The sequence below is a fragment of the Sulfitobacter sp. NFXS29 genome, assembly GCF_040148765.1.
Taxonomy (GTDB): domain Bacteria; phylum Pseudomonadota; class Alphaproteobacteria; order Rhodobacterales; family Rhodobacteraceae; genus Sulfitobacter.
Map to the genome: position 1 here is coordinate 1 of NZ_JAGDED010000019.1, position 22,554 is coordinate 22,554.

The 22,554-nt window shown below is 56.8% G+C and carries 21 protein-coding genes and 1 pseudogene; 9 read left to right on the forward strand and 13 right to left on the reverse strand.

Annotated features, from left to right (window positions below):
- Positions 1-314: 314 nt before the first annotated feature.
- Positions 315-500 (reverse strand): annotated as a pseudogene (locus tag J3456_RS18775) (transposase); the annotation flags it as partial.
- A gap of 88 nt (positions 501-588) precedes the next feature.
- Here J3456_RS18775 and J3456_RS18780 point away from each other — a divergent pair.
- Positions 589-1,329, forward strand: a complete 741-nt coding sequence (locus tag J3456_RS18780) for a hypothetical protein (RefSeq protein WP_349581750.1) — start codon at positions 589-591, stop codon at positions 1,327-1,329.
- 43 nt (positions 1,330-1,372) lie between these two features.
- Here the strand turns inward: J3456_RS18780 and J3456_RS18785 are convergent, their stop codons facing one another.
- The 8 genes from J3456_RS18785 to J3456_RS18820 all read right to left on the reverse strand — a co-directional run bounded on the left by J3456_RS18785 (position 1,373) and on the right by J3456_RS18820 (position 9,357).
- Positions 1,373-1,834, reverse strand: a complete 462-nt coding sequence (locus tag J3456_RS18785) for a hypothetical protein (RefSeq protein WP_349581751.1) — start codon at positions 1,832-1,834, stop codon at positions 1,373-1,375.
- Positions 1,835-2,041: 207 nt separating this feature from the next.
- A complete protein-coding gene (locus tag J3456_RS18790; RefSeq protein ID WP_349581752.1) occupies positions 2,042-3,022 on the reverse strand; it encodes a hypothetical protein in 981 nt (326 codons plus the stop codon).
- Between the two features lie 33 nt (positions 3,023-3,055).
- A complete protein-coding gene (locus tag J3456_RS18795) occupies positions 3,056-3,988 on the reverse strand; it encodes a hypothetical protein (RefSeq protein ID WP_349581753.1) in 933 nt (310 codons plus the stop codon).
- Positions 3,988-4,767 carry an SH3 domain-containing protein gene (locus tag J3456_RS18800; RefSeq protein ID WP_349581754.1) on the reverse strand — a complete coding sequence of 260 codons (780 nt, stop codon included), beginning with the start codon at positions 4,765-4,767 and terminating at the stop codon, positions 3,988-3,990. Before J3456_RS18800 ends, J3456_RS18795 begins: the two co-directional genes overlap by 1 nt.
- The gene (locus J3456_RS18805; protein ID WP_349581755.1) at positions 4,767-6,776 is read right to left on the reverse strand and encodes a VWA domain-containing protein; all 2,010 of its coding nucleotides are present in this window, start codon (positions 6,774-6,776) and stop codon (positions 4,767-4,769) included. The genes J3456_RS18800 and J3456_RS18805 overlap by 1 nt, the downstream gene beginning before the upstream one ends.
- Positions 6,777-6,821: 45 nt before the next feature.
- Positions 6,822-7,880, reverse strand: a complete 1,059-nt coding sequence (locus tag J3456_RS18810) for a hypothetical protein (protein ID WP_349581756.1) — start codon at positions 7,878-7,880, stop codon at positions 6,822-6,824.
- A 69-nt stretch (positions 7,881-7,949) separates the two neighbouring features.
- On the reverse strand, positions 7,950-8,867 hold the full coding sequence (locus J3456_RS18815) for a hypothetical protein (protein WP_349581793.1): 918 nt from the start codon (positions 8,865-8,867) through the stop codon (positions 7,950-7,952).
- 130 nt (positions 8,868-8,997) lie between these two features.
- Entirely contained in the window at positions 8,998-9,357 is a 360-nt protein-coding gene (locus J3456_RS18820; protein WP_349581758.1) for a hypothetical protein, read from the reverse strand.
- 152 nt (positions 9,358-9,509) lie between these two features.
- Between J3456_RS18820 and J3456_RS18825 the strand changes: the two genes are divergently transcribed.
- Genes J3456_RS18825 through J3456_RS18835 form a run of 3 tightly spaced genes read left to right on the forward strand, consistent with a single transcriptional unit; the run spans position 9,510 to position 12,798 of the window.
- Positions 9,510-9,983 (forward strand): putative pterin-binding protein, encoded by a 474-nt coding sequence (locus J3456_RS18825; protein ID WP_349581759.1) that lies wholly within the window; start codon positions 9,510-9,512, stop codon positions 9,981-9,983.
- Entirely contained in the window at positions 9,980-11,746 is a 1,767-nt protein-coding gene (locus tag J3456_RS18830; RefSeq protein ID WP_349581760.1) for a sensor histidine kinase, read from the forward strand. The genes J3456_RS18825 and J3456_RS18830 overlap by 4 nt, the downstream gene beginning before the upstream one ends.
- Before the next feature lie 2 nt (positions 11,747-11,748).
- A complete protein-coding gene (locus tag J3456_RS18835) occupies positions 11,749-12,798 on the forward strand; it encodes a response regulator (protein WP_349581761.1) in 1,050 nt (349 codons plus the stop codon).
- A gap of 135 nt (positions 12,799-12,933) precedes the next feature.
- On the opposite strand, the gene J3456_RS18840 is transcribed toward J3456_RS18835, so the two are convergent.
- Positions 12,934-13,140 carry a ParD-like family protein gene (locus J3456_RS18840; RefSeq protein ID WP_349581762.1) on the reverse strand — a complete coding sequence of 69 codons (207 nt, stop codon included), beginning with the start codon at positions 13,138-13,140 and terminating at the stop codon, positions 12,934-12,936.
- 212 nt (positions 13,141-13,352) lie between these two features.
- Here J3456_RS18840 and map point away from each other — a divergent pair, with 212 nt between their 5' ends.
- Positions 13,353-14,111 carry a type I methionyl aminopeptidase gene (gene map / locus J3456_RS18845; RefSeq protein WP_349581763.1) on the forward strand — a complete coding sequence of 253 codons (759 nt, stop codon included), beginning with the start codon at positions 13,353-13,355 and terminating at the stop codon, positions 14,109-14,111.
- A gap of 37 nt (positions 14,112-14,148) precedes the next feature.
- Here map and J3456_RS18850 read toward each other — a convergent pair whose 3' ends face one another.
- Entirely contained in the window at positions 14,149-14,694 is a 546-nt protein-coding gene (locus J3456_RS18850; protein ID WP_349581764.1) for a thermonuclease family protein, read from the reverse strand.
- A gap of 219 nt (positions 14,695-14,913) precedes the next feature.
- Between J3456_RS18850 and J3456_RS18855 the strand changes: the two genes are divergently transcribed.
- From J3456_RS18855 to J3456_RS18870, 4 genes are all read left to right on the forward strand, one after another.
- Positions 14,914-15,705, forward strand: a complete 792-nt coding sequence (locus J3456_RS18855) for an SH3 domain-containing protein (RefSeq protein ID WP_349581765.1) — start codon at positions 14,914-14,916, stop codon at positions 15,703-15,705.
- A gap of 27 nt (positions 15,706-15,732) precedes the next feature.
- Complete coding sequence (locus J3456_RS18860) at positions 15,733-16,278, forward strand: hypothetical protein (RefSeq protein WP_349581766.1); 546 nt, start codon at positions 15,733-15,735, stop codon at positions 16,276-16,278.
- A gap of 44 nt (positions 16,279-16,322) precedes the next feature.
- On the forward strand, positions 16,323-20,051 hold the full coding sequence (locus J3456_RS18865) for an Ig-like domain-containing domain (protein ID WP_349581767.1): 3,729 nt from the start codon (positions 16,323-16,325) through the stop codon (positions 20,049-20,051).
- Between the two features lie 123 nt (positions 20,052-20,174).
- Positions 20,175-20,708 carry a hypothetical protein gene (locus J3456_RS18870; RefSeq protein ID WP_349581768.1) on the forward strand — a complete coding sequence of 178 codons (534 nt, stop codon included), beginning with the start codon at positions 20,175-20,177 and terminating at the stop codon, positions 20,706-20,708.
- Positions 20,709-20,852: 144 nt separating this feature from the next.
- Here J3456_RS18870 and J3456_RS18875 read toward each other — a convergent pair whose 3' ends face one another.
- The gene (locus tag J3456_RS18875) at positions 20,853-20,987 is read right to left on the reverse strand and encodes an alpha/beta fold hydrolase (protein ID WP_349581769.1); all 135 of its coding nucleotides are present in this window, start codon (positions 20,985-20,987) and stop codon (positions 20,853-20,855) included.
- 229 nt (positions 20,988-21,216) lie between these two features.
- On the reverse strand, positions 21,217-22,503 hold the full coding sequence (locus J3456_RS18880) for an ATP-binding protein (protein WP_349581770.1): 1,287 nt from the start codon (positions 22,501-22,503) through the stop codon (positions 21,217-21,219).
- Positions 22,504-22,554 lie beyond the last annotated feature (51 nt).

Consider the following 22,554-nt stretch of genomic DNA (forward strand, 5'->3'; position numbering starts at 1 on the left):
TCTAGGATCCAGCCTGGATCGATGTCTGTCTTGTAAATTTCGACCGTCAGAATGTGCCCGTCGATTTCTACGTCGGCGCACAGGTCTGAGAAGATCACTTCAACGTCGTCATCAGCATTCATAAGTTAGGCTTGGGAGGTCATAATCATTCCTTCCCCGCAAATCGTAGCGCTGCGATATTCGAAGGTCAATGTCTGTTTTTGTTCACGCTCTAAAGTCTACGATTGGGATTGCGACCTTTTTTGTCGAGCGGTGCCTGGTTAGGACTTGAGTATAAATATACCGCCTGAAAGACTAGCATTTCCTCGTGATATCATCGTCAAACAGGTTTGGATCGCGGCGTCACTGAATGTCCGCGACCTACCCCTCTTGCCGGAGGGTTCGGCATCCCAGTTCATCTCCGGATCGAACCAGATCGTCAGTGATCCGCGGCGCTTCAGCGCCTCACTATAGGCATTCCAGTTCGTCGTCTTATAGGTAGGTGATGTTGGTTTGCTCATGCGAGCAAGCTACCATATTGAATTCACGACATGAATCCCCGCTGGTTTTGTGCAACATAGCCCCTTTCTGTTCAAAGAGGAGGCGGACATGTCCTTATCAAAACCCGATATTCCCAAAAAAATGGCGGCCCGGATCCGCGCAGCACAGGCGCGCGTTAAAGACCTGCGCGACAATCTTGTGAACTGCAATAAACGCCGTCTTCAAGCGAAAGCCGAGCTGAAGGCCTTCAATAGAGACCCGAAAGCCTATGCTTTCCTGCACTACGGAGGGAAGAGCGTCGACAGCTATCCTGTTCAGACCCGAATTTTACGCGTCACCGAGGAGTTCGAGTACCGAACAAGGCGTATCGCAGAGCTCCAAAAAGAGATCCCAGATGCAGAAGCAGCGCTTGGCGCCGTTGAAGACAGTGTCTTGGCTGAAGTAGGGGCGATGCGGATGACTTCTGGGCGTGTGCCCTGGCCAGATGACCTGCCGTCAATTGAAGGGCGTGTCGAGAAGGGGCTGAAGAAGCAGCAGCGTGAAATAAATGCAGAACCTGCACGGATCGCCGCATATCGGGCCCGCCTTGAGGCGGATTCAAAACGTGAGCAAGAGATCTTGGACAATCAGACAGAACGCGAAGACGCGGCCGAGAGACGTCGGTTTGCGGCTCTCCCTCCAGAACAGCAAGCAGCTGAGCGCGAAAGCAACCGAATGTTTCTTCAGGTGCTGAAAGAGCGGGGCCTTGCCCCGAAAGACCTTTTCAGTGGTCTCGGGGTAAGCGATATCTTTGACGAGATTGAGCGTGAGGCCAACAATAGAATGGCTAAGCGCGATACGGGCTCCTGAGGTAGCGATCCTTGTCGAGCCGGAAAGCTCAAGGATTTTGGCCTCAAGGTTCCGGCGCATCCGTCTCGGCATCGGGGCTCTTCGGGGTGATGCGCCCTTCCGTCCAATCTTCCGGCTCAAGCAGATCCTCTTGAAAGGTCAGCGGCTCCTTTGACAAGACGTAGTAGTCCTCCCGCCACTCCGGGTAATCGATCTCTTGCGCGCTAATTTTGGATGCAAAGTCAGCGTGATGTACCCCGTAGCCGGTCGGCGCATAGATATGCAGCTTTTCGCCCCCTAACTCGATGATATGTGCCCCATAGGTCTCATCGACATATGCCACCATAGCCGCATCCGCAGCTTCACGGGTCTCATACTGATCTGATGCCATGAGAATATCTACCATGACGCCGCGATCCGCGAAGAGATCCGTACAGGTGTTCCATTCTCGTTCTAGCATCGGAATGTCGGTGCGATGGCTGTCTTCGGTGTAGAACGCGTCATGATCCTCATCGAACCATCCCATCCACAGGTCGTGAAAATCCGAACAGAAAAGGGTCCGCGATGCGGACCCTTGGCAGTAAGTTGTCGAATAGGAGGTCAAGTAGCGCGACCCGCGATGGCTCTCCGAAGGGGGAAGGGCGATAGCAGCCAACCCACCTTTTCCCCAGCGTATGGCTTTACGCGGCGGACTTGGATGTCGCGCAAGCGCAACGGAGCTCTTTACGCCCTTCTATGTCGGAGCCTCTGCAGAAGAAAACTCCTTCTCATCGAGATCCAGATAGCCTTCGAGATCTGCGCGGATGTCCGGATCAAGCGCTTCGCCATGCATGATGCGGCTGTAAAACAGGGTGAAATAGATGACCTTGATAGAAGTCACCGCTCGGGCAAACAGTCCATGCAGCACGAAACCAAGAAACGCGAAGATGAAGACTGGCAACCAGTTAAACACGGTATCAGGCCCGATTGGCCCAAAGGCGGGGATGTCCGGAGATAGCTCGCGCAACGCGCCAGCAGAGAATGCTGCCGGCATCCCATCACCGAAGAGCAGGCCGCAGCCGATCGCGGCCAGACCGCCAAAGAGATATAGCGGTCCCATAAGCGTGCCGACCACACCTCCCATAATGTCGATGCCAAAGACACCGATGAGCGTTTCGGGGACATGGTCTTTCAGCCGCTTCAGCCGGGCGATACCATCGCGCAGAGTAAGCCGGTCTACTGCCACGGCCGGCAGCAGGAAATGGTTAGCCAGATCCCAGATCTCACCCAGCCCGCCAAGCAACATCCCCATAAGCCCGCCTTCTTTGTTTTTACGGCTGGCGATCCATGCCGCGGCAATATCGAGAAGGGCCAGACGACGGGTTTGCGCACCAAGCCCTGCAAGCGCGCTGGTCGCGTCTCGCCGGGTGGGCGTTTCGCCGGCTGCGGTGTCGAAGGTAAGTCGGCTCAATGTCAGTTCGGCACGGTTGTAAAAGAAAAACTTGTAAACGAACATCAGTAGGCCGCCGAGCAAAAGCCAGCCGCCTCCGCCTGTCCCGATAGCAATGAGCAGGATCCCGGCGAAGAACACTGAAACCATTACCGCTGCATAGATCCACATAGCAAAGAGCGGTGCCAATATCGCGCGGTTGCGTCCTAGAATGCTGAAGGTGTGGCGCATCAGGAACCCCAGCTGTGAGAGACGCTGCCTGCGACCGGGTTTATCGAAATTCATATTTTGGCTCCTTCAATCTTTCTTATGAAAATATCACCGGGCCGCGCCATCACTCAGCGGGCCAAAGGCGACGCCGTCATTGATGAGCTGTGCGGCCCCGTCTTGCATGGCCAGGGTCATAGCCTCCGCATCAGTTCCGGTGACGTGGCCTTCCCGCTGGGCGATGATTTTGCCGGTCTCGATGTCGATGACCCGTGCGAATATGGCGTAGCCGTCCGGGTTCTCGATCGGCACGATCTTGAAATCCAACATTCGGCGTGGTGGTGCGAGTGTCCCGGCTTCCGCCCGGCAGATTTCCCGGAACCTTACCGCGGCGCGCGCCACCGGAAGGATCGCACCGTCGTCGCCTAGCATGAAGCGAATATGCCGGGCGCTGCCCTTGCGAGTTTCCGTTTGCGTCCGGTTCTCAACCACGGTCGCGCGGAAATAATCTTGCAGCGAGAAGTCTGGCGATGGCGGGACCAGGCCATTCGCTTCCATGAAGGCCTGAGCCGCCGCATTCTCGCGGCTGAAATTCTGCTGATCTGCGTCAAAGACGCAGTCTTCAGGCTGATTTTCTGTCCCCTGCAGAAGGGTCAGCTTCATCCCGCGCTGCACGGTCACCCCGCCTCCGAACGCCTCCATCCAACTGTTGATCAGGCGTGGCGTTACGGCGTTGAAATGAAAAATGCGGGTAGCACCGCCCGCGGCCAGCGTTCCGGTCCAGCCCGAGGTTGCTGAGCGTGTGATCTGCATTCGCATCCCCTGGCCCGCGACGGTAATCCTGTCGCAACCGTCATAAGTGAGATCGATGGTGCCCTCGCTTCGGTTGCGCGGCTCCACATGCACCATGCCTTCCGCAGAGAGGGTTACGTTGCCCGACTGTGCGCTGTAGCGCCCCTGGCAAGGTAAAGGCTCAGCTGCGGTACTGTTCACCGTCAAGACACAAGCCGCCAACGCCACTGTGGTTTGCGCAAGATAGCTCATTACGGAAAACTCCAGCTATTATGATCGACGCGGAAGATACGAACCGGCGCGCCGGGCTGAGCGGTATCGGCGCGCAGTCGGAAGGTGGCGCGGTCGGCGTGTCCAAAGTTGGTGTAATCCGCGATGATCGTCACCATCCCGCGCAGCATAGGCTGATCCGGGTCCGCAGCGATCTTCGTTATACGGCCCTGAAAGTCCTGCGCGTCATAGAGAACATCTGCTCCATGGCCCGCAACTCTCGGCACAATGTCGGAAAAGAAAAACCGTGGGGCCTGAGTAGGGCTAAAAGGGCTTAGCCTTGCTTTGCTTTGACCTTCATATGACGCGTAGAGGTCTCCCACCAACCGCGCGGCTGCATCAATCACTGCATCACCGCTGCGGTGTACCGGCATATTGTCAGGATCATTCCCGGCCGTATCGTTCGGCAGATCCACGTCTTCCATGAGGTAGCGCTGCGCGACCCAGCCCGCCTTCAGGAAGTCACCTGTCCGCATTAGACACCAGCGTTGCGGAAGGTTGTTCAGCTGCTCTTCGGTCAGCCTGTTGTAAATCGAGGGGATCTGAAGGGGTACACAGGTAACCTGCTGCAATCCGCGCGCATCAGGCGGCAGGCTGTCGATAACCAGATACTGGGTGCCCGGCCCCATGCGCATATTCAGCACATCGTCCGCCGCGACCCCAGTCACGCGGTAGGCATCAGGGCCGTGGCCGTCGATCTCAGCCCGCAAAGGAGAGGCGGCAGCGAGCGCCAAAGCCGCCCAGAGAAAAAAGCTCCGCATCACTTCACCTCCACAACAGAGCGGCCAAGCAATTCTTGCTCCGAGATGTCGAGGAAACGCACCTCGTAGAGCCCCGGCTGTTCCGGCATGTTTAAGGTCAGAGATTTGGCCTCCGTCACTTTCTGCGCGGTGATCCAAGCAAAGTCAGGCTGATCCTTTCGGGCGAGGGAAATACGCTGATCGGCGCCGCTTCCCCCTCCGGTCCAGTTGACTGTGATCGGCGCGCCTGGGGCTGCTGTCTTAGGCGCGGAAAGCCCCGCACCCGCATCCATTGGCGCATCTGCTGGGACGACCTCAAGCGGAACGCTGGCGAGGGTGCGCAATCCTTCATTCAGGATATATCGAATCTCATACAACCCCGGTTCCGATGGTGCTTTCAGGATGCCCTGGGTCCGGTCGTTCGCGCGGAAGTATTGGCCGGTTTCGCCCTCTTTGGCGCCCATGGGCAGCAGAGCAATCATATCGCGCGGATGGATAGTCGAAGACCACGTAAGCTCCACATCGGTCTCGGCACGTGATGTGCTGGGACCAGAGATGCCAATCTCAGCTTCTACTACCTCAATTGGAGCAGTCGCGAGGGTCTTGCTCCCCTCGTTCAGAATATAGCGCAACTCATAGAGCCCTGGCTCGGCAGGCGCCGTGAGTTGCCCTGTAGTTTTGTCGCCAACCCGGCGGTATGGGCCAGTGGTGCCTTCCTTGTCGCCCGTAGGCAGGATTGTGACCATGTCGCGCGGGTGGATTGGCGTTTGCCATTCGATCTCAAAGGCGGCGCCTGTGGTTACAGTCTCCGGTCCGCTGATGGTTGCATCCGGGGCGGTCACTTCGATGGGCGCGGTGGCGAGGGTCTTGGCTCCTTCGTTCAGGATATAGCGTAGCTCATAAAGTCCGGTTTCCGCTGGCGCTGTGAGTTGCCCTGTCGTTTCATTGCCAACACGACGGTAAGGTCCGGTACTGCCTTCCTTGCTGCCCAGAGGCAGTATCGTCACCATGTCGCGGTGGTTGATTGGCGTACCCCATTCGATACTGAAGGCCGCGCCTGTGGTCACAGCTTCAGGCCCGCTGATCGTCGCATCCGGGGCGGTCACTTCGATGGGCGTGGTAGCGAGGGTCTTCGCGCCTTCGTTCAGAATATAGCGCAACTCGTAAAGCCCCGGCTCGGCGGGAGCGGTAAGCTGGCCTGTGGTTTTATCGCCAACGCGGCGGTAGGGGCCAGTGGCGCCTTCTTTGGTGCCGACGGGCAGGATCGTTACCATGTCGCGGGTATTGGTTGGCGCGCTCCATTCAATATCAAAAACAGCACCGGTCGCTACGCTCTTTGGCCCGGCGATGGTCGCCTCCGGCTCGATCGGCTCTGGCGCAGGCGCCGGTTCTGGTTGCACCATCGCTGCTTGAACCTGGTCCAGAGCGTCATGCAGCTCACTTGCATTTCTCGCCGGGAGAAAGACGCCGCCCGTGTTCTCGGCGATGCAGGCAAGGCCGGCATGGGCATCATCCTGCAGGTCGAAGCCCACGACGTGAGCGGTGAATTTCACACCCTGCTTTGCCAGTTGTGCTGAAAGCGCACAGGGATCTGCGTTGCAGGTCTCAACACCGTCCGAGATCAGCACCAGGGTTGCCGGGTTGTCGCGGTAGGCCAGAAGATCGGCCGCATGTTCGATGGCGCCCGAGATCGGCGTTTTCCCGACCGGCTTGATCGCGCTCACCTGGGCCTGAAATCCGTCCTTATCGATAGGCTGCGGAGTGACCAGAGTTTCAATATCGGTGCAATCGCCCTGGCTGCGGTGGCCATAGGCAACAAGCCCAAGGTTCGTCTGCGCGCTCCAGCCTTGAACCAGATCTCCCAGCACATCGCGAGCGATCTCGACTTTGGAGGTGCCATCGATCTGCCCCCACATCGAGCCGGACGCGTCATAGACGATGACGACATCCTCTGCAGCTTGCGCCGCCGCGGCATAAAAAATGCCGCTCGAAATTGCTGTAATTGCCAGCTTTGACGTGATCAGTCTCATGTAATGCCCTCTTTCAAATAAGAATATCAGCGCGGAAGTTGATCGTTACGGCAGCTCATGCAGCCCATTTACCGGTGACCCGACAGCCGCATATGCTTCCTTTGCAGCCTCAGCCCGGCCAGGTTTGCCGTCCTGCGTTCCTTCTGCGTAATGGGCGCGGCGCGCGCGGTCGGTTTTTGCATCCACGAGCATAGCCTGCACATCGTTCAGCCCAGCCTCTTCGACGGCGAGAAACTTGAAACGAAGACGCTGACTGGCGGGCGGATATTTCGCCACCGGAGCACAGGTATCTGCCGCCATGGGGTCATCGACCTCGACGCGCGACTGCTCCGGGCTGTGCGGCTTGACCGGCAGCAGGATACCCTCATCATCCAGTAAGACATTGGTCTCAACGATGGTCGAGGTGTCAGGCGGGTAGATCCGGCAGGTCTTCACCCCGGTAAGCTCAATCGGGCATCCCGGCTCACCCGGCTGGACCACAGTCACAACCCTATCGGTCTGCCGGGTTTTTGCCACCGTCCGTGCGGCTGAAATGTAGCGGTCCGCCCGGTCCCCCGGGATCCCCAGTTCAGCAGCTACAATCTCGATCGCCTCATCGCGTATCCCCGGATCTATGGTGAGACGATCGAGTTCTCTCTCTTTGGGCGCGAGATCATCTGAACAACCGGTCATATTGGGACTTGTGACATCGCGGGGGTCTAGAGCGACGGGCATGTTGAAAGCAAACCCATGCGCTTTCCCGGCTACCTCCCCTACCAAAATCTTATGGTCGACAACGCGCAGGGTCAGTTCAGCGTTGGGGGGCCCGATGTCCTGGGCCACATAAAGCGTGTCATCCATGACGGATTGCAAAAACAGCATCTGCTTCGCGCCTTGAGATAAGATGAACTGACGCCCACACTGGCTGACTTTAATTTCGTGAATACCTTCGCTTTTCGGTTTTCCTATAAGATGGCCAAGCCAATCGCCCCTGTAAGCGTCGTAAAGCTCTGCTGCCTTTGCGCCGTTTGGCGGCGCGTGACCCGGCAGGGCGGTCAGCGTGTCCTTCCCGTTGAAGAACTCATAGGTGCCCTCGCAAATGATGTTAGCCTCGGCTGCGGTCACTGTTGGGGCGCCGACTGCCAGCACGAAGATGGTGCAAGCTATTGCTCTCATATCTGCACTCCAAACTCTCTATTGAGACACAGGCTGGGGTGTTGGATCGGTGCACGCGGCCCCACCACTGCCAAAGGCGCGCTCCTTGAGCTTGCGGAATTTCCCCGACATCTGCTCAAGCTTTGAATCCCATTCCGGTTTTGGGGTCTGTCCTTCGATGGTATCAAAATAGACCTGCATCATGCAGGTGATGGCGAAGGGCTCGAGCAGAGCCGCTTTGACGCTCCACGCGAAAAGCAATGCAAGGACAACGCCTCCTGCGGCCCAGGCGCCGGGCACCAGGTAGACAATCAGAGCCGCCGGAGCGAGCATCAGAGCGAAGACCAAGAAGCTGAGCCCGTAGACGACCAAGGCGAGCCAGGCCGCATTCTTGAGCATTGGCTTGTAGTTCTGCCCATAGAGCACAAGCGCCTCGCGTGCGGACATCCAGGCATTGTCTGACCGCGTGCGGATCGCATAGGCGAGGATCACTTCATCTACGAATCCAACGGCAATGCGCAAGAATGCTGAGAGGACGCTGGCAAGCTGCTGCACTCCCGGCACCGGCAGGATCGTGAGAATGCCGCGCAATAGCCCGCTGATGGCCCGGACCACGCCCTTGATCAGCTGATCCATCAGGAACAGCGCGCTGGCCTGCGGGAAGCGTTCTTTGACCACCGCCGAAGCATGGGAAACTTGGCTGCGGCCCTGCGGCAACTGTTTGCCATCGAGCAGCTCTACGAGCACCGCGATATGACCAGCTTTGACAATGTAGAGGATGTATTCACGCGCCCAGTACATGATGGCGCCAAAGATGCCAAAACCGGCAAAGCCGCCCCATGCGGTGGTCGTGGCGCGGAAATCAGCATCACCAAATCCGCCAATACCCCAGCCGACCCCTGCGCCCATACCTGTCACCAGGATATAGCCCAGCGTAATCCCGAAACAGACCGCCATGCGCAATAGAATGAAGGGCAGAGTTCGCCCCATAAGGCCGAGCGCGCGACCAATACTGAAATTCCACATTTTTATTCCCCTCTATCAGATCCTCGATCCGCTTGGCTTGCGCCGGGAAGCGCGCATCGGATTAGATCTCGCATTTGGAATTGCCGTATTTCGCCGCACAAGCGCGTGCGGCGCAGGAGGCGATCTGCGGATCCCGCTGCGCCTTGCGGATGTCGACCCGCTCCATGGTAATGTAAGGCACCGAGATCGTTTTCATCACCGGCTTGCAGGTGGTCGTTGTTCCTGCGGTCTCACAGGTTGTCTCACCACTGGGCCGCTGGACTGACCGATATTTTGTAACCGGTTCTCTGCGGTAGACCGGCGGGACTTTCAGCAGCCACTCCGCTTCGCAATGGGTTCGTTCGGTGCGGTACTCCGGTGTGCCGCATGATTGCAGAACCAGCAGCCCGGCAAAGGCGGAAACGGTTTTGAAAAGACGCATAGCGCGGTGATCCTCTTACAGCTCAACCTCCCGATAGCGGCTGAAAGAGGGGCGCGCCCCCTTCGTTTGGACGGGGAAATGCGGAAAAATTCTAGTTATGGTTGCATGACGGCTGGAAGACTGCTGAACTGGTTAAAAGAAATGAGGGTCTTATGCGCTATGCGGTTTTCATTATCTCAACTTGCTTTGCTCTGATTGGGGCGCCATTGGCCGCCGATAAACAGGTGGTTCTGCAGGTCACCGGTCAGATCGACGGGGCTCCGGCGCAATTTACAATTTGCGATCTGCGCGCCATGCCCGCGACCACCATCGAAACGTCGACTGTCGTAACTGATGGGGTTCACAGCTTTACCGGGGTATTGCTGCGCGACTTTCTCGACCAAATGGGCGCCACAGGGGATGTTATCAGCGCGACCGCTTTGAACGATTATACGGTCGATATCCCGCGGTCGGATGCTGAGAACTTCGATGTAATCGTGGGCTACAGCATGAATGACATGAAACTGGAGCGGGCCGATAAAGGGCCGCTCTGGATCGTTTACCCGCGCGACGGCCATCGGGAACTGCAAGACATTCGCTATGACTATCGCTGGGTCTGGCAGTTGTCGGAGCTTGAGGTCAAATGACGCGCCTCGGTCGGCCCGGGCCTGCCCTGATCCTGCCGATACTCGCAATCCTGGTCTTTGCGGTGCTTCTGACATTTGCGCTCAACCGCATGGTCCGGGTCGCGGATGATATACGCGTCGACGCGGAGCACAATATGCTCTGGGTCATGCATCAAACCAATAGCGCTGCACGCCGCTTGGTTGAGACGACCCTGCGCGCCGAATTGGGCGAGGCCGATGCCAATGAGACCGCGCTCAGGCTCGACCTTTTGCGCAGCCGCTTCGCGCTTTTGAATGCAGGACCACAGCGGCGGTTCATGGAGGAGATCGGCCTGCAAAATGAGCTAGCTGAATTGCGGGCATCATTGCAGACCCTTACCGTGCCCCCTGCCCCGGTTTCCCCGACTGCTGCGCGTGAGCTGCGCAGCGTGATCACCCCGATAACGACGTTCTTTTCCCGGGCGGCCAATAAAACCATGATCCGCGAATGGGACGATCTGGGAGGACGGTTAGAAACATCTCGCGATCAGCTTCGCCAGATTATCGCCTCCCTGCTGGGGATCACCGTCACCGGCGGCATCCTGATCCTGTCCTTGTTCTTCGCGCTACGGTTTTCGCAACAGCGCACCAATATGCTGCGCCGGGAGCGGGACTTTTCAGGCTTATTGGTCTCCTCCAGCGTCGAAGGCATTCTGGCGATCGACGCCGCAGGGCGCTGCACGATATGGAACGCCGCGATAGCGGCGATGACCGGACAGACTGCAGAAAGAGCTGTTGGCCGTAAGCTATCTGACATCTCGGGCTTCTTCAGCACTAGCCATGTTCAACAGGCGCTTGAGGCGTCACTGGGAGGTAAAGACAGCAGCATCTCTTTGCAGCCGTATTATCGTGATGCAGAGGAACCGGCACTCTATGTTGATCTTCGGTTCTCGCCGATGTGCGATAAGGGGCGTGTCGTCGGAGCAATCGTATTTATGCATGATGCAAGCGACCGATATGCTGCGCGACTGAAGGCGGCGCAAACCCGTGAGCACCTCGAGCAGCTCGTGGCTGAGCGCACCCGAGAGCTAGATGAGGCGCTTACACGCGAGCGGTCTGCAGCGGACCTATACCGTAATTTCGCAGGGATGATCTCGCATCAATTCCGCACACCCTTGGCGGTCGCAGATTCAGCCCTGCAGCGCCTCATTCGTCGCGGAGACCGTGCTGACGCAGCAGAGGTAAGCGAGCGCGCACATGGTGCGCGCAATGCGATCGCCGGTCTCACGCGCCTGGTGGCTAGCACGATGGATGCGACACGGCTTCAAACCGGGCAGGTAGGCGCACGACCGGTGGCCTGTGATTTGAGAGACTTACTGGAAGGTGTCTGCGCCAGACAGCTGGCCGCAGCGCCTGCAGCGCGAATTGAGACCCGCAGTCCTCCCAATTTAAAAGCTGTAGCTCTCTGCGACCCTGCCCACGCGGAACAAGTGCTAGAGAACCTCATGTCCAACGCCGCCAAATATGCGCCAGAAGGGTCCGCCATAACAGTGAATTTGCACGGTGAAGACGCGCAGCTCCACTGTGATGTTGCGAATGCAGGGCCGGGCATCGCTGAGGAAGACCGTGGCCAGCTTTTTGACGCCAACTTTCGCGGCAGAAACAGCGTCGGCACGCAAGGCACTGGCATTGGCCTCTTTATTGCCCGGAGTTTGGCGCGAATGCAGGGCGGTGATGTACATCTGCGCGACAGCGATGTGGGCACTTTGTTCCGCTTCACCCTACCCCGCTATGAAGGGCCATAATAATGATAGACACGATATCAATGAAAGCCCCTGCGCCTCTGGTTCTCGTGGTGGAAGACGAGCCCGCCCTGCGTCGCGATATTGTCGAAGAGCTCGAAGAGGCGGGATACCGCGCCCTGGCGGCCGCGAATGGGGAAATCGCTGATCTGCTGATCATGAGCACGACGCCGGACCTGGTGCTATGTGATATCACGATGCCAAAGCTTGATGGCTACGGGCTGCTAGCCGCAATGCGCGCAAAGCGCCCCGAGCTGGCCGCCACCCCATTCGTCTTTTTGACTGCGATGTCGGAACCACGTGAAATAATTGAAGGCAAAGTTCGCGGTGCTGACGACTATCTTATAAAGCCGGTCGATTATGATCTGCTGCTGGCCACCGTGTCCGCCAGGCTGCGCCAGGTCTCGAGAATTAAAGGCCATATTGAGAATGATGTCGCCAATCTTCAGGCGGCCTTAGCAGATCTGGCAGGCGGCGCAGGCCATCCGGTGCTGGATCTGATCGCACTTGGTATCGTGCTGCTGGACAGCGATGGGAAAGTCATTCACGCCAACAGGGCGGCGCAAAAGATGGCACATGAGGCCGATTACTATTCACTTCAACGCGACAAGCTGACGGCCACAGATCCTGATTGCAATAGGGCGCTGCGTCGCACGATTGATGAGGTGAAGGCGCCAGAAACTGAAAAGGTGGGCGGCGTGATACTGCACGCGCATGACAGCTCGATCTCCGCCCTGATTGGGAAATTGGGTTGCGAGCTTGAGCCGAGCAGGAATGGCGCAGAGATCGCAGTATTCCTGTCGTCGCCGACCCAGTCCAAAATGGTGTCTGAAGCGCTGCTGATCGATCTCTTCAGTTTAACCCCCACTGAAGCGCGGATCGCCGCACTACTGGCAAGCGGGGCGCGCTCCTCAGAAGTCGCCCAGAAGCTCAGTATATCTGCGACGACAGTATCTTTCCACATGCGCAATCTGTTTCAGAAGACCGGCACAAATAGACAAATTGATCTTGTCGCGATGATACTTGCCGGGCCTATGGCGGTTCGGTTGTCGTAAGGCTGTTTAACTGGCTTCGCACCCGCTACGACAAACTCATCAAGACCTTCTGTGGCCCGGCAAAGCGGATGGAGCTGCCGTTTGATGATGCCAGACAGAGGATCGCTCCCTGCCTAGAAATGGCAGCGTTAGGTTTTAGGCAGCTTCGATTTCCGGAACCTGCACATCGGCGTTCCTGAGTTGTTGCGCCATGATTTCGGTAAATGGAATAGTTGGGTTCGCTTCAGCAAGCATGCCCACTTTCATCCAGAACTCAGCTTGCGCATTGATCGAGCGACACATGACTGAACTGGACTTGCGAAGTTCTTCATGCATTTCGTCCCCAATTTTTACGATACCCATCGACGCGTCTCCCATTTTTAGTGCATATGAAGCGTATATGATTCGTATACCTCCGCAGCTGCTCAAGGTCAATCGGACTGCGGTTGCCACGAAGAGATTTTAGAGGAGCTTTTTATGGATAGATATATGAACGTTTTTGCTGCACCGAAGGCCGAACATGCCCGTAGAACCGAGAGCATCAAACTTTATGGGCCCCCGACGCTTTTGAGGGTATGCGCCGCGCAGGTGACTTAACTGCGCGGTGTCTCGACGACATAGCCGATCTAATCTGCGCTGGCACAGCCTTATCGCACATCAATACCTTCGTACTTAACTTCGCGGCCAAGCACGACGCCACACCGGCAACGTTGGGCTATAAAGGCTATCCATATGCCTGCTGCACATCGGTCAACCATGTGGTCTGCCACGGATTCCCCAACGAGAAGAAGTTACGCGACGGCGATATCGTGAATGTTGATGTCACACTAATCCTGGACGGGTGGCATGGCGATTCAAGTCGGATGTATGTGGTCGGAAAACCGAAACGCGCGGCTGAGCGTCTTATCCAGATTAGCCATGAGGCGATGATGCGGGGGATCCGGGCTGTGCGCCCTGGGGCGCGATTAGGTGATATAGGCCATGCAATAGAGACTTACGCATATTCCGAACGCTGCTCGGTAGTCCGCGATTTTTGCGGCCACGGCATCGGACAAGTCTTTCATGACAGCCCCGACATCCTGAACTTCGGCAAAGCTGGAACCGGATTGGAACTGAGAGAGGGCATGATCTTTACGGTTGAGCCGATGATCAATCTGGGGCGCGGCGAGGTGAAAGTGCTTGCAGATAACTGGACGGCCGTAACTCGCGACAAATCCCTTTCTGCACAATTCGAGCATTCGATTGGCGTGACATCCGACGGTTTCGAGATGTTCACACGCTCGCCCAGCGGCTTGCACACTCCCGGGATCGAACTTCCAAACGCTCCTGCATAGCGGGATCGACGCTACCGCAGCATCGGTTGAGTTGGGCTCATCCTCGCCAACGCTGACAAAAGCCGCCTGCGATCAATATCTCTCCAACGTCACGTCCGTCGGGTAAGCTGCAAACGCCAACTTCGCGATCATAGCTACGTCGCCCTTCCAAGGTGCATCGAAGCTGAGCGCCTTTGACCATTCTTGTGATTTGGTGCGTCGCGCGATCGCCAGATTTAGTGCCGCTTTCAGCACAGTCGAGGTTAGCCAGCCTGATCGGAACTAGACCAACAACAACGGTATCGCCATCTCGGATGTGGGTAACGGTGTCAACAAGCTGCGCACCGGACAATGCAGCCGTAACGTCTTGTATTCTAAGGCTGCCATTCCAAGCGCCACCGTCAGTCAATGCGCCTCCCCCGTTTAATATCCGTGGTTTGCTGTTTTTTTGCGGCACGACATCCTGGTGTTCAGTCCATTGCGCTGTCGCCAGTAGCAAGACGGCGCAGGCGATGACCGGTGGGAATAATGACAAACCGTTTTTGCGGCGGCGATATTTTCTGGCTTTTAACATGCCTTCCACTTTACCGGGAAATTTAGGCATCAATTTGGCGAATTCGCTACTGCCCGCGTATCAAACCAAAACGATATGCGGATACCCCCATTTAAAAGCAGCCCCCTCCAAAAGAACGGGGCGTCGGCAGGATGAGCTTGCTATTGTTGATTCGTTCAAACGGTAACTGAAAGCGCTCTGAGTTTCGCATGTGTCTTGATGCTCTCACTCCGGAACACTTCGCTTAGAGAAATTCGCAGAGGTTATATAATGGCCAAAGAATTTATACCCTACGAGATTATTGTCAGCGCCGTCGTATGTTTGGGGTTATCGACCGCAGCCCACGCGGAGATTGATGGGCATGGGCCTGATGCCTGGCAGGTTCGCGGCGTAGCATCCAATGATGTGCTGAATGCCAGAATGGGGCCCGGCACCGATTATTCGATCATCGAGACCTTTGCGCATGATGCGCGCGGACTGCACCAAGTCACCTGCGTGCCTTACTTTACCATGGCACATTACATCAATATGACCGATGCCGAATACAAGGCCCTGCCCTCACCTTGGTGCCTGATGCGGTCAGCCGATCTGTCAAAGGCCGGTTGGGTGTCCCAGCGATACCTGGCTGCGGACGGCTATATCCCGGTGGATTCTCCGACAGTTGGCTCGGACGCCGTGTCGTCCGATCAGTTGATCTCCCACGCTCAGGACCTGGTGCGGGCACTCTACGAGGCGCATTACTTTGCGGATAAGGGCGGACCACAGCCGCTCTCACCGGAGAATGCGGCCAACTATTTCACGACGGAAGTAGCCGCGGCCCTACACGCTCAACCGCTTGGGGCTGACCCGCTCTATGGGGCTCAAGACTTTAACGGCTCTGTGGATGAGCCCCAGCCGGATCCTGAGAACCCGATGCTGCGGGGCACGATCACATTGAACGTGGACATCACAAACTTCGGTCAGACACATACCGCGGTGTTTTATCTGCGGGCAGATCCCGGACAGCCAGGAGCACCGATCCGGATCTTCCGTATCGAGCATGGCGACTGGTCATTCCCGTAATGCCGGACAACAGAAAGGATTTCCGACATGACCAAAGGACGTAATGCGATGGTTTGGGCCATCATAGGGGCCTCTCTCGCGCTCACGCTGCCCGGCATGGCTCAGGCGGCCGAGCCAATCGGCGCGATTGAGGCAAGCATTGATGGGACCGCCTATCAGGGAGAAACCCTGTCGGTGCCCAGTGAAGGAAGCGCAACAGCCTCCTTCCAATCCTTCGGCCCTATGACAAAGGTGACCATTCAGGCCCATGACCCTGACGCTGAAAGCAGGATGCACAATGTCCTCTCCCTCGAGGTTTCCGTCATGGGAGATAGCGCCTCCGCATCTCAAATGGAAAAGACCGTGTCCTGGTGGCCTGAAGGGATGAACGCACCGTTTTACATGAGCGAAGGCAATGAGGCAGAGGTCCAGGTCGACTTCGACAACCTTTCCCTCGAAGGTGAGGCCCCCGCCGCATCGGGCAGCTTCTCTGCGCTCATGTGTCGGAAAGAGGACTTCTTCTCAGAAATCGATCCTGATGATTGCAAGCAGGTCGAAGGGATTTTTGACACCCCCCTGGTCCAGGGCGGGTAGATCAAAAAGACCTATAAGGTTTCAGTAAAAAGGGGGAAGATGTGATGGTCCATCAAACGAAGATCTCATGGTCGAAGGCGGCAGTTTTCGCCTTGACGGCCGCCATCCTTCCTCTGGGCAGTAAGGCTCAGACGGGGGATCCGAATGCGCCCTATGAGGATGCTTATGATGTCCTCCATGGCGACGATCTCGTCGGGACTTGGGAAGGAACTATCAGCGGCAGCTCGATCTCGCAGGGTGACGGGCAGATGGCCGGAATGGCGGTCTTTCCGCGCCGGGGTTATGAGAACAGCAGCATGTTCGGCGTCATATTGCATGATCACCGGCATCGTGACGACCAAACCTTCTCGGAAATTCTGATCAGCGACATCCCCTGCGGCCCTGAGGGTGGTGGCTATGGCATGGTGACAAAGACCGGCATTGAGGATGTGCCGGCCGGGTTCGGCGGGGTCACCTTCATCAACCAGATTGCAGATACCGGAAGGAGTGACTTTCAGGTTCATCGATCCTATGGGGCAGAGATTGAGAGCCCTGCAAGCATCGTGACGCGTTGGAGCGATGATCGCTTTACTCTCAGCCTAGAGGGCGAATTCATGACCGTGGTGGCGCCGGTCAAAGATCAAACATTTGATTACGACCGTCAGGATGAGGCCTATGAAGACAGGGTGAATCTGAGCGCCAACTTCACCCTGGATCGCACCGCCGAAACAGAGCAGATTTTTGACCGAATGATGTGCGATGAGCCGGACACATTCGAAGTGGTCGATCAGATCCCCGCGAACGGTCGGGAAAACGTCGTCCTCGATGGCGCGGAGTTTTTCGTCGAGTTCAGCGATGAGCTTGCAAAAGGAAGTCTCGAGCCGGGTTCTGTTTCCATGTTCACCCGTGATGCTGAGAATGAGTTCATGTTCGTAGATGTCGATCTCGGTCTCGTCGATGAAACAGGCGCGGAAAACACCAAATCACTTCGCATCACGCCCCGAGATCGCCTGCGTCCTGGCGTGATTTACCAGATCGCGATCCTGGGGGGTGATGAGGGTATCCGCGGGAGGGATCGTCAATATCTGGAAGAGCCACACGTCTTCTATATTTCCACGATCGTCGATCCGGAGGAGGTCAGGCTTGGCATCTATCAGGTGATGCGCAACGCGCCCTTAGTCTACAATAAGCCAGCTGCGGCCCGGATCCATTTCGAGTGGGAAGAACTCGAGGACATTCACCCTGATTGGCAGGTCCTTGATTATAAAGTGCGTGCCGAAGTTCTGAGCGCAACTGATCAAACAATCTTTCCCGAGAAGAAGCATAAGGTGGAGCGCACGGACCAATATACCGACGCGGATCGGCAGAACGGCCTCCATACGATCAACCTATTTGACTGGTCGCCCTCGCGCAGTCAGAATCCCACTATCTTTCGGGCCGAGGTCCATCCCGACAACCCTTACCCTGAAGACGTCGAAGTTGCGCCTGATGTAATGGAGCAAGAGGTCGACTATGCCACGCGGCATATCGATCAGCTGAGTATCGCATATTTTTTTGCCGAACATCTGGAATGGGCGGACGGTGGTATGACGGATGAGGTGGCCGCCTCCTTGCACAGGGCGGCGCGCATCGAGCGCGCATTCATCAATCAGATATATCCGGTTGCGGACGTGGCCAGTCACTACCAGGGCCGCTACGACCCTGCGAGGACTATCTGTTCTTTCCCTGGTGTGGGGGAGTATGACTGCCCCGAAAACCACGGCAACAGAGGGAAGCTGTTCGAGCTTTTCGACGAATACCTCACCGCATCAACCACATCTGACATCCTCGTCACTCTCCACCCTGCGAGCTCGGGTGGCGAGGGACAGGCCTTTGCGCTCTACGAGCAACCTAAGACGTTGATCCGCCACCCGGGTGATCCTCATCCACAACACGCGGATCATCCGGATCCGTCGTCACTGCGCATATCTCATCGTGGCAATCGAAATATGATCTTGATGCCAGCGGCTGCGCTTTTTGGCAGAACGGAACCCGCGGTCCTCACCGTGCCGCTCATCGCTCATGAGGTTGGCCATGTTTTTGCGCTTCCTCACACGCCCTACGCCGATAATGAGTCTCATAGAGCTGAAATCTGTAAAACCTTAAACACCACAGAAGCGGCAAGCATCGATGGAATGCGGATATCTTTGAATGGCGGGGCCGGCTGGCAGAAATCGAGCGAGGATGGCAACGCGGAATCCTCGGCATTGCGCAATCTGATGTTCCCTTGCATCGTGACGCCTCGCTCTGAGTTCTGGATCGACCAAAATCAATATGACTGGCTGATCGAGAAAATGCCGCAAATGATTGACACACTTCGCAGTGAGCGCGCCCAACATCTGGATCCATCGAGGACCCGTCATGCCAGAGCATCTCATTCAGCTGATGGGCTTCTTTGGCGCGCCTCGTTGAGCGATAGCCCCGAAACGCTTGATGAGCGCTGGCTGATGGTGTCCGGCTTGATTGATGAGGAGAGCCCTGTGCTCTTGCCGACCATCAATGCGCCAGGCCCACGATCGGCACTCTATGGCGCTGGCCCTCATGAAATCCTTGTCGAAGATGCGGCCGGTCATGTTTTGGCGCGCGCTGCTGTCGGTGGAGGATTCGACGGCGATGAGTTGCAACCCTTTGCCGTCACCGTGCCGGTGGTCGGGGAGCCTGCTCGTGTTGTCCTGCGGCTTGGGAATGAAGCACTTGCCGAAAGCCGCACCAACAGCGCCTTGGCGACTCCAGAGGTCACCTCGCATAGGCCCGGCTCAACCTTTCGCGCAGGAGATACCCTTGCTTGGGATCCTGTCCCGGGTGACGCGGTCACCTATACGGTAAACTTTACCGCCGACGGGAAGGTTTGGCGAAAGCTTGCGGTTCTCCTGTCGCAGCCGAGCTTCACGCCTGATCCGCAGGCGCTGATGCCAGGGCCCAGAGCGGCATTCGAGATTATTGTCCACGATGGTCTGACCGAGCGCGCCATGCGCTTGCCGGTTGAGATTGACGCCCCCCTTTTGCCACTCTTCACTTGGCCCGGCACCGGAGAGGGGGCGAGCCTTGACTTCAACGTGGCCATCGACGCCGACACATTGGGTGCCGTTACGCTGCTGGCCGATGGCGCACAGGTGGACGCAGATATCACGCTCATCTCCGCAGGGAGGGTTTTGACGATCTCCCCACGCTTGCCAGACGCTCAAGCGAACTACACGGCCGTCGTGGATACGACGCTTCGTGCTGAAGACGGCCGGTCCCTGGAGGACCCTGTCCGGATCGACTTCCAGGCAGACATGCCGAAGAAGCCTGACGAGCACGCTCCATCATGGGATCCGGAAACTCAGGCGGCACTGGCTGGACCGGCACTACCGATTGAACCAAGCGAAACGGCAAACCCGCCAACAGATGATAAGGCGCCGCAGCCGGAGATCTTTGGTGAGGGGCAGATAGAGCTTGATGTCGGTGGCGGGCAAGTGGTCCCTGCCCGCATTCTGTCTTGTGAGCGAAGCGATGCAGATGAGCTTTTGGGGGTGGAAATAGATTTCGAAACATCGCCTGGCGAGCGAGTCACAGTCACCATGAGTAAGTTAGACGAGCAATGGGTTTCGGCTCGGGCCATTCTCGAGGATCAAACGAAGCTAGAAAGCCGTGGCCGAGTTGATGAAGGATGGCAGTTTTTTGCTGCCGATGAAGCTGTAATAGCCCGTGGGCGCATTACTGATTTCAAGGCAGAAATTAAGTTCTCTTTGACAGGAGAGTGTCCGCCACCGTGAGGCGTCTAGCGAGCTTAAGGAGAATGAGAAGATTGGTCCGCACCCCCCGTGGCTCAAATCTCAGTGGAAATTATCTGCTTACCCGGCTCACTTCTGCGTGGAAATCTACACAAGGATCCGCAGGTGCAGCATTCCCTCCGCCTCGCCGTCCACCCCGACAGCCGGGGGATGGGGCTGGGCGCACACCTGAAATGGTATCAACGCGACTGGTGTCTGGCGCGCGGGATCACCTCAGTCCGTTGGACATTCGACCCCCTGCGTCGCATCAACGCGAACCTCAACATCGCGCGGCTCGGAGCGACGGCAGACACCTATTTGCCAGATTGCTATGGCAAAATGGAGGGCATCAACGCAGGTGTCGCGTCGGACCGTATCGTGGCGGACTGGACTTTGGGTTCTAAGCGAGTGACAGGCCTCGCCAAAGGATCGAGCGGCGAGAGTGAAGATACAACCGTGGCTCTCCACATCAAAATCCCTGAAAACATCGGCGACCTGCTTTCAAACGATCTCGATCAGGCGCTTTCCGAAAGAAAACGCGTGCGCGATGAGATGACGACCGCTTTCGATAAGGGCTATTGGATCTCCGGGTTCAACTCAGCGATTAACGCCTATGAGCTCAGCGGGTGCCACACTCAAACTGGCCTGTCTCATTCGTAGAGCGGAGAGCGGCCACGGAAACCCGATCCCTGTAAAGTTGGCAGAAAATACGAAGCCTATGACATCAAGCTGCTGGCGCGACGCGGCCAACGCCCCCCCCTCGCCGCGTAGTTTCTACGACCAAGCCCCCGCTAAAATGGGGGATTACCCTGCAAAGAAAGGACTAAACCCTTCCGAGTGTTCGGTCATCGAAAAATGGCCAAGTTCGTCCATAACGAACAGGGTCGCGCCCGGGATTGCCTTTGCAGTACGTGCGGCGTCCTCGTGGGTGTAAGTCATGTCGTAGGCTCCGGCAATGATATGCACCGGCGTGCTGCGGCGACAGCCCGATCAGCCTGTCATCCTTGGTGTAAAAGCTCAGGTCGCCGCGGAACACGCCAGGGCCGCTTTGCGTGAGCATCACAATAGTAGAAGTTCAAATCTTTATAATTTTTCGATGACTAGGCTCTTGGCCACGTCGCGACGAGAGCAGACTCACGCAGGTCACATCGTGACTTGGTATGGCAACTCATACATTAATGTCGCTCCAAAGAGAGCTCACCGGGAGGGCAAAACTTCTGTCACCAAAGGTGAGCTTTTCTTGGCCCAAATAGAATACGATCCCAGTACATATCCTGCTGCAGCCAGGCCCATCTTTTGAGAACCATTTGAGATGTTTGAAGTCATCACCGTTGACCGATGCAGAGGCCTTAACCTCGACACAGACCAGGTGGCTGCCGCCGTCGATCAGGATGTCAATCTCCCGCTGGTCCGCACTGCGCCAGTGATAGAGCCGATAGTCAGCATCCTGCATTGGGACGGCTCTCAGCAGTTCGTTCAAAACAAAGCTCTCCAGCAGACCGCCGAGGGCTTGCGGATTGTTGTCGATGGTAAAGGTATCTTCAGTGAAGCGACGCAGGGCGCAAGCGATGCCTGAATCTGCGAAGTGATATTTTGGGTTCTTGATTTCCCGCTTGCCCTCACCCGATGTCCAGGCACCCAGTTTGGTGAGCATCGATAATCGTATCAGGATGTCCAGATATTGCTCGACCGTAACGCGTTGCAGCTTGGTCAGTTTGGCAAGTTCGGACGCGTTGATTTCTTGAGCCGACCGTGTCGCCATTTGGTCTATCAGGATACGCAGCGCATCTGGTTTTCGGACCGGCGTGATATCTGCCACATCGCGTTCAACGACCGCGTCAATATAGTCCCTATACTGCCGCTGACGGGATCTGATTGGCAACGTTCTGGTTTCGGGAAACCCACCTTCCAGAATGAAATCAATGTAATCAGTTCGGGTGATTGGCTTTGGATCGGCCACTTGTCCCAGCTTCGGGTCTTTTTGCATCGCCCAATCCATTAGGCGGCTGACAGGTGCTCTTTTGATTTCCGCAACTGACAAGGGCCAGAGCTTGAGTGTGCGCATCCTGCCTGCGAGAGAGTCCGCGACATCAGTGGTCGTAAATACATTGGAGGATCCGGTAAGTACAAATTGCCCTTTGCGTCGATTGGTATCGACCAACCTCTTAATTGCCAGAGCCAGCTTTTTAGACCGCTGAGCCTCATCGATGATAAGCGGTGCGTGGTCCAAGTCTTCCATTAAACTGGTGAGCTGCCCTTCTGGGTCAGCTTCAATGGCGGCTAAGACTGCAGCGTCATCCAAAGTGATAAAACGGCCATTGCCAAACAGGTCTCTTACAAGTGTCGTCTTACCAACCTGCCTCGGGCCGACGAGGTTAACTACACGCGCTGATGCGATCGCGTCTTCAAGCTCTGGAATGAGGTGTCTTGGCAGATAGTCTTCTGTATCACTCATGGACCGGCGCTTCCCTTTCGATCTTTGCAAAACGCCCCTCGTATGAGGGGT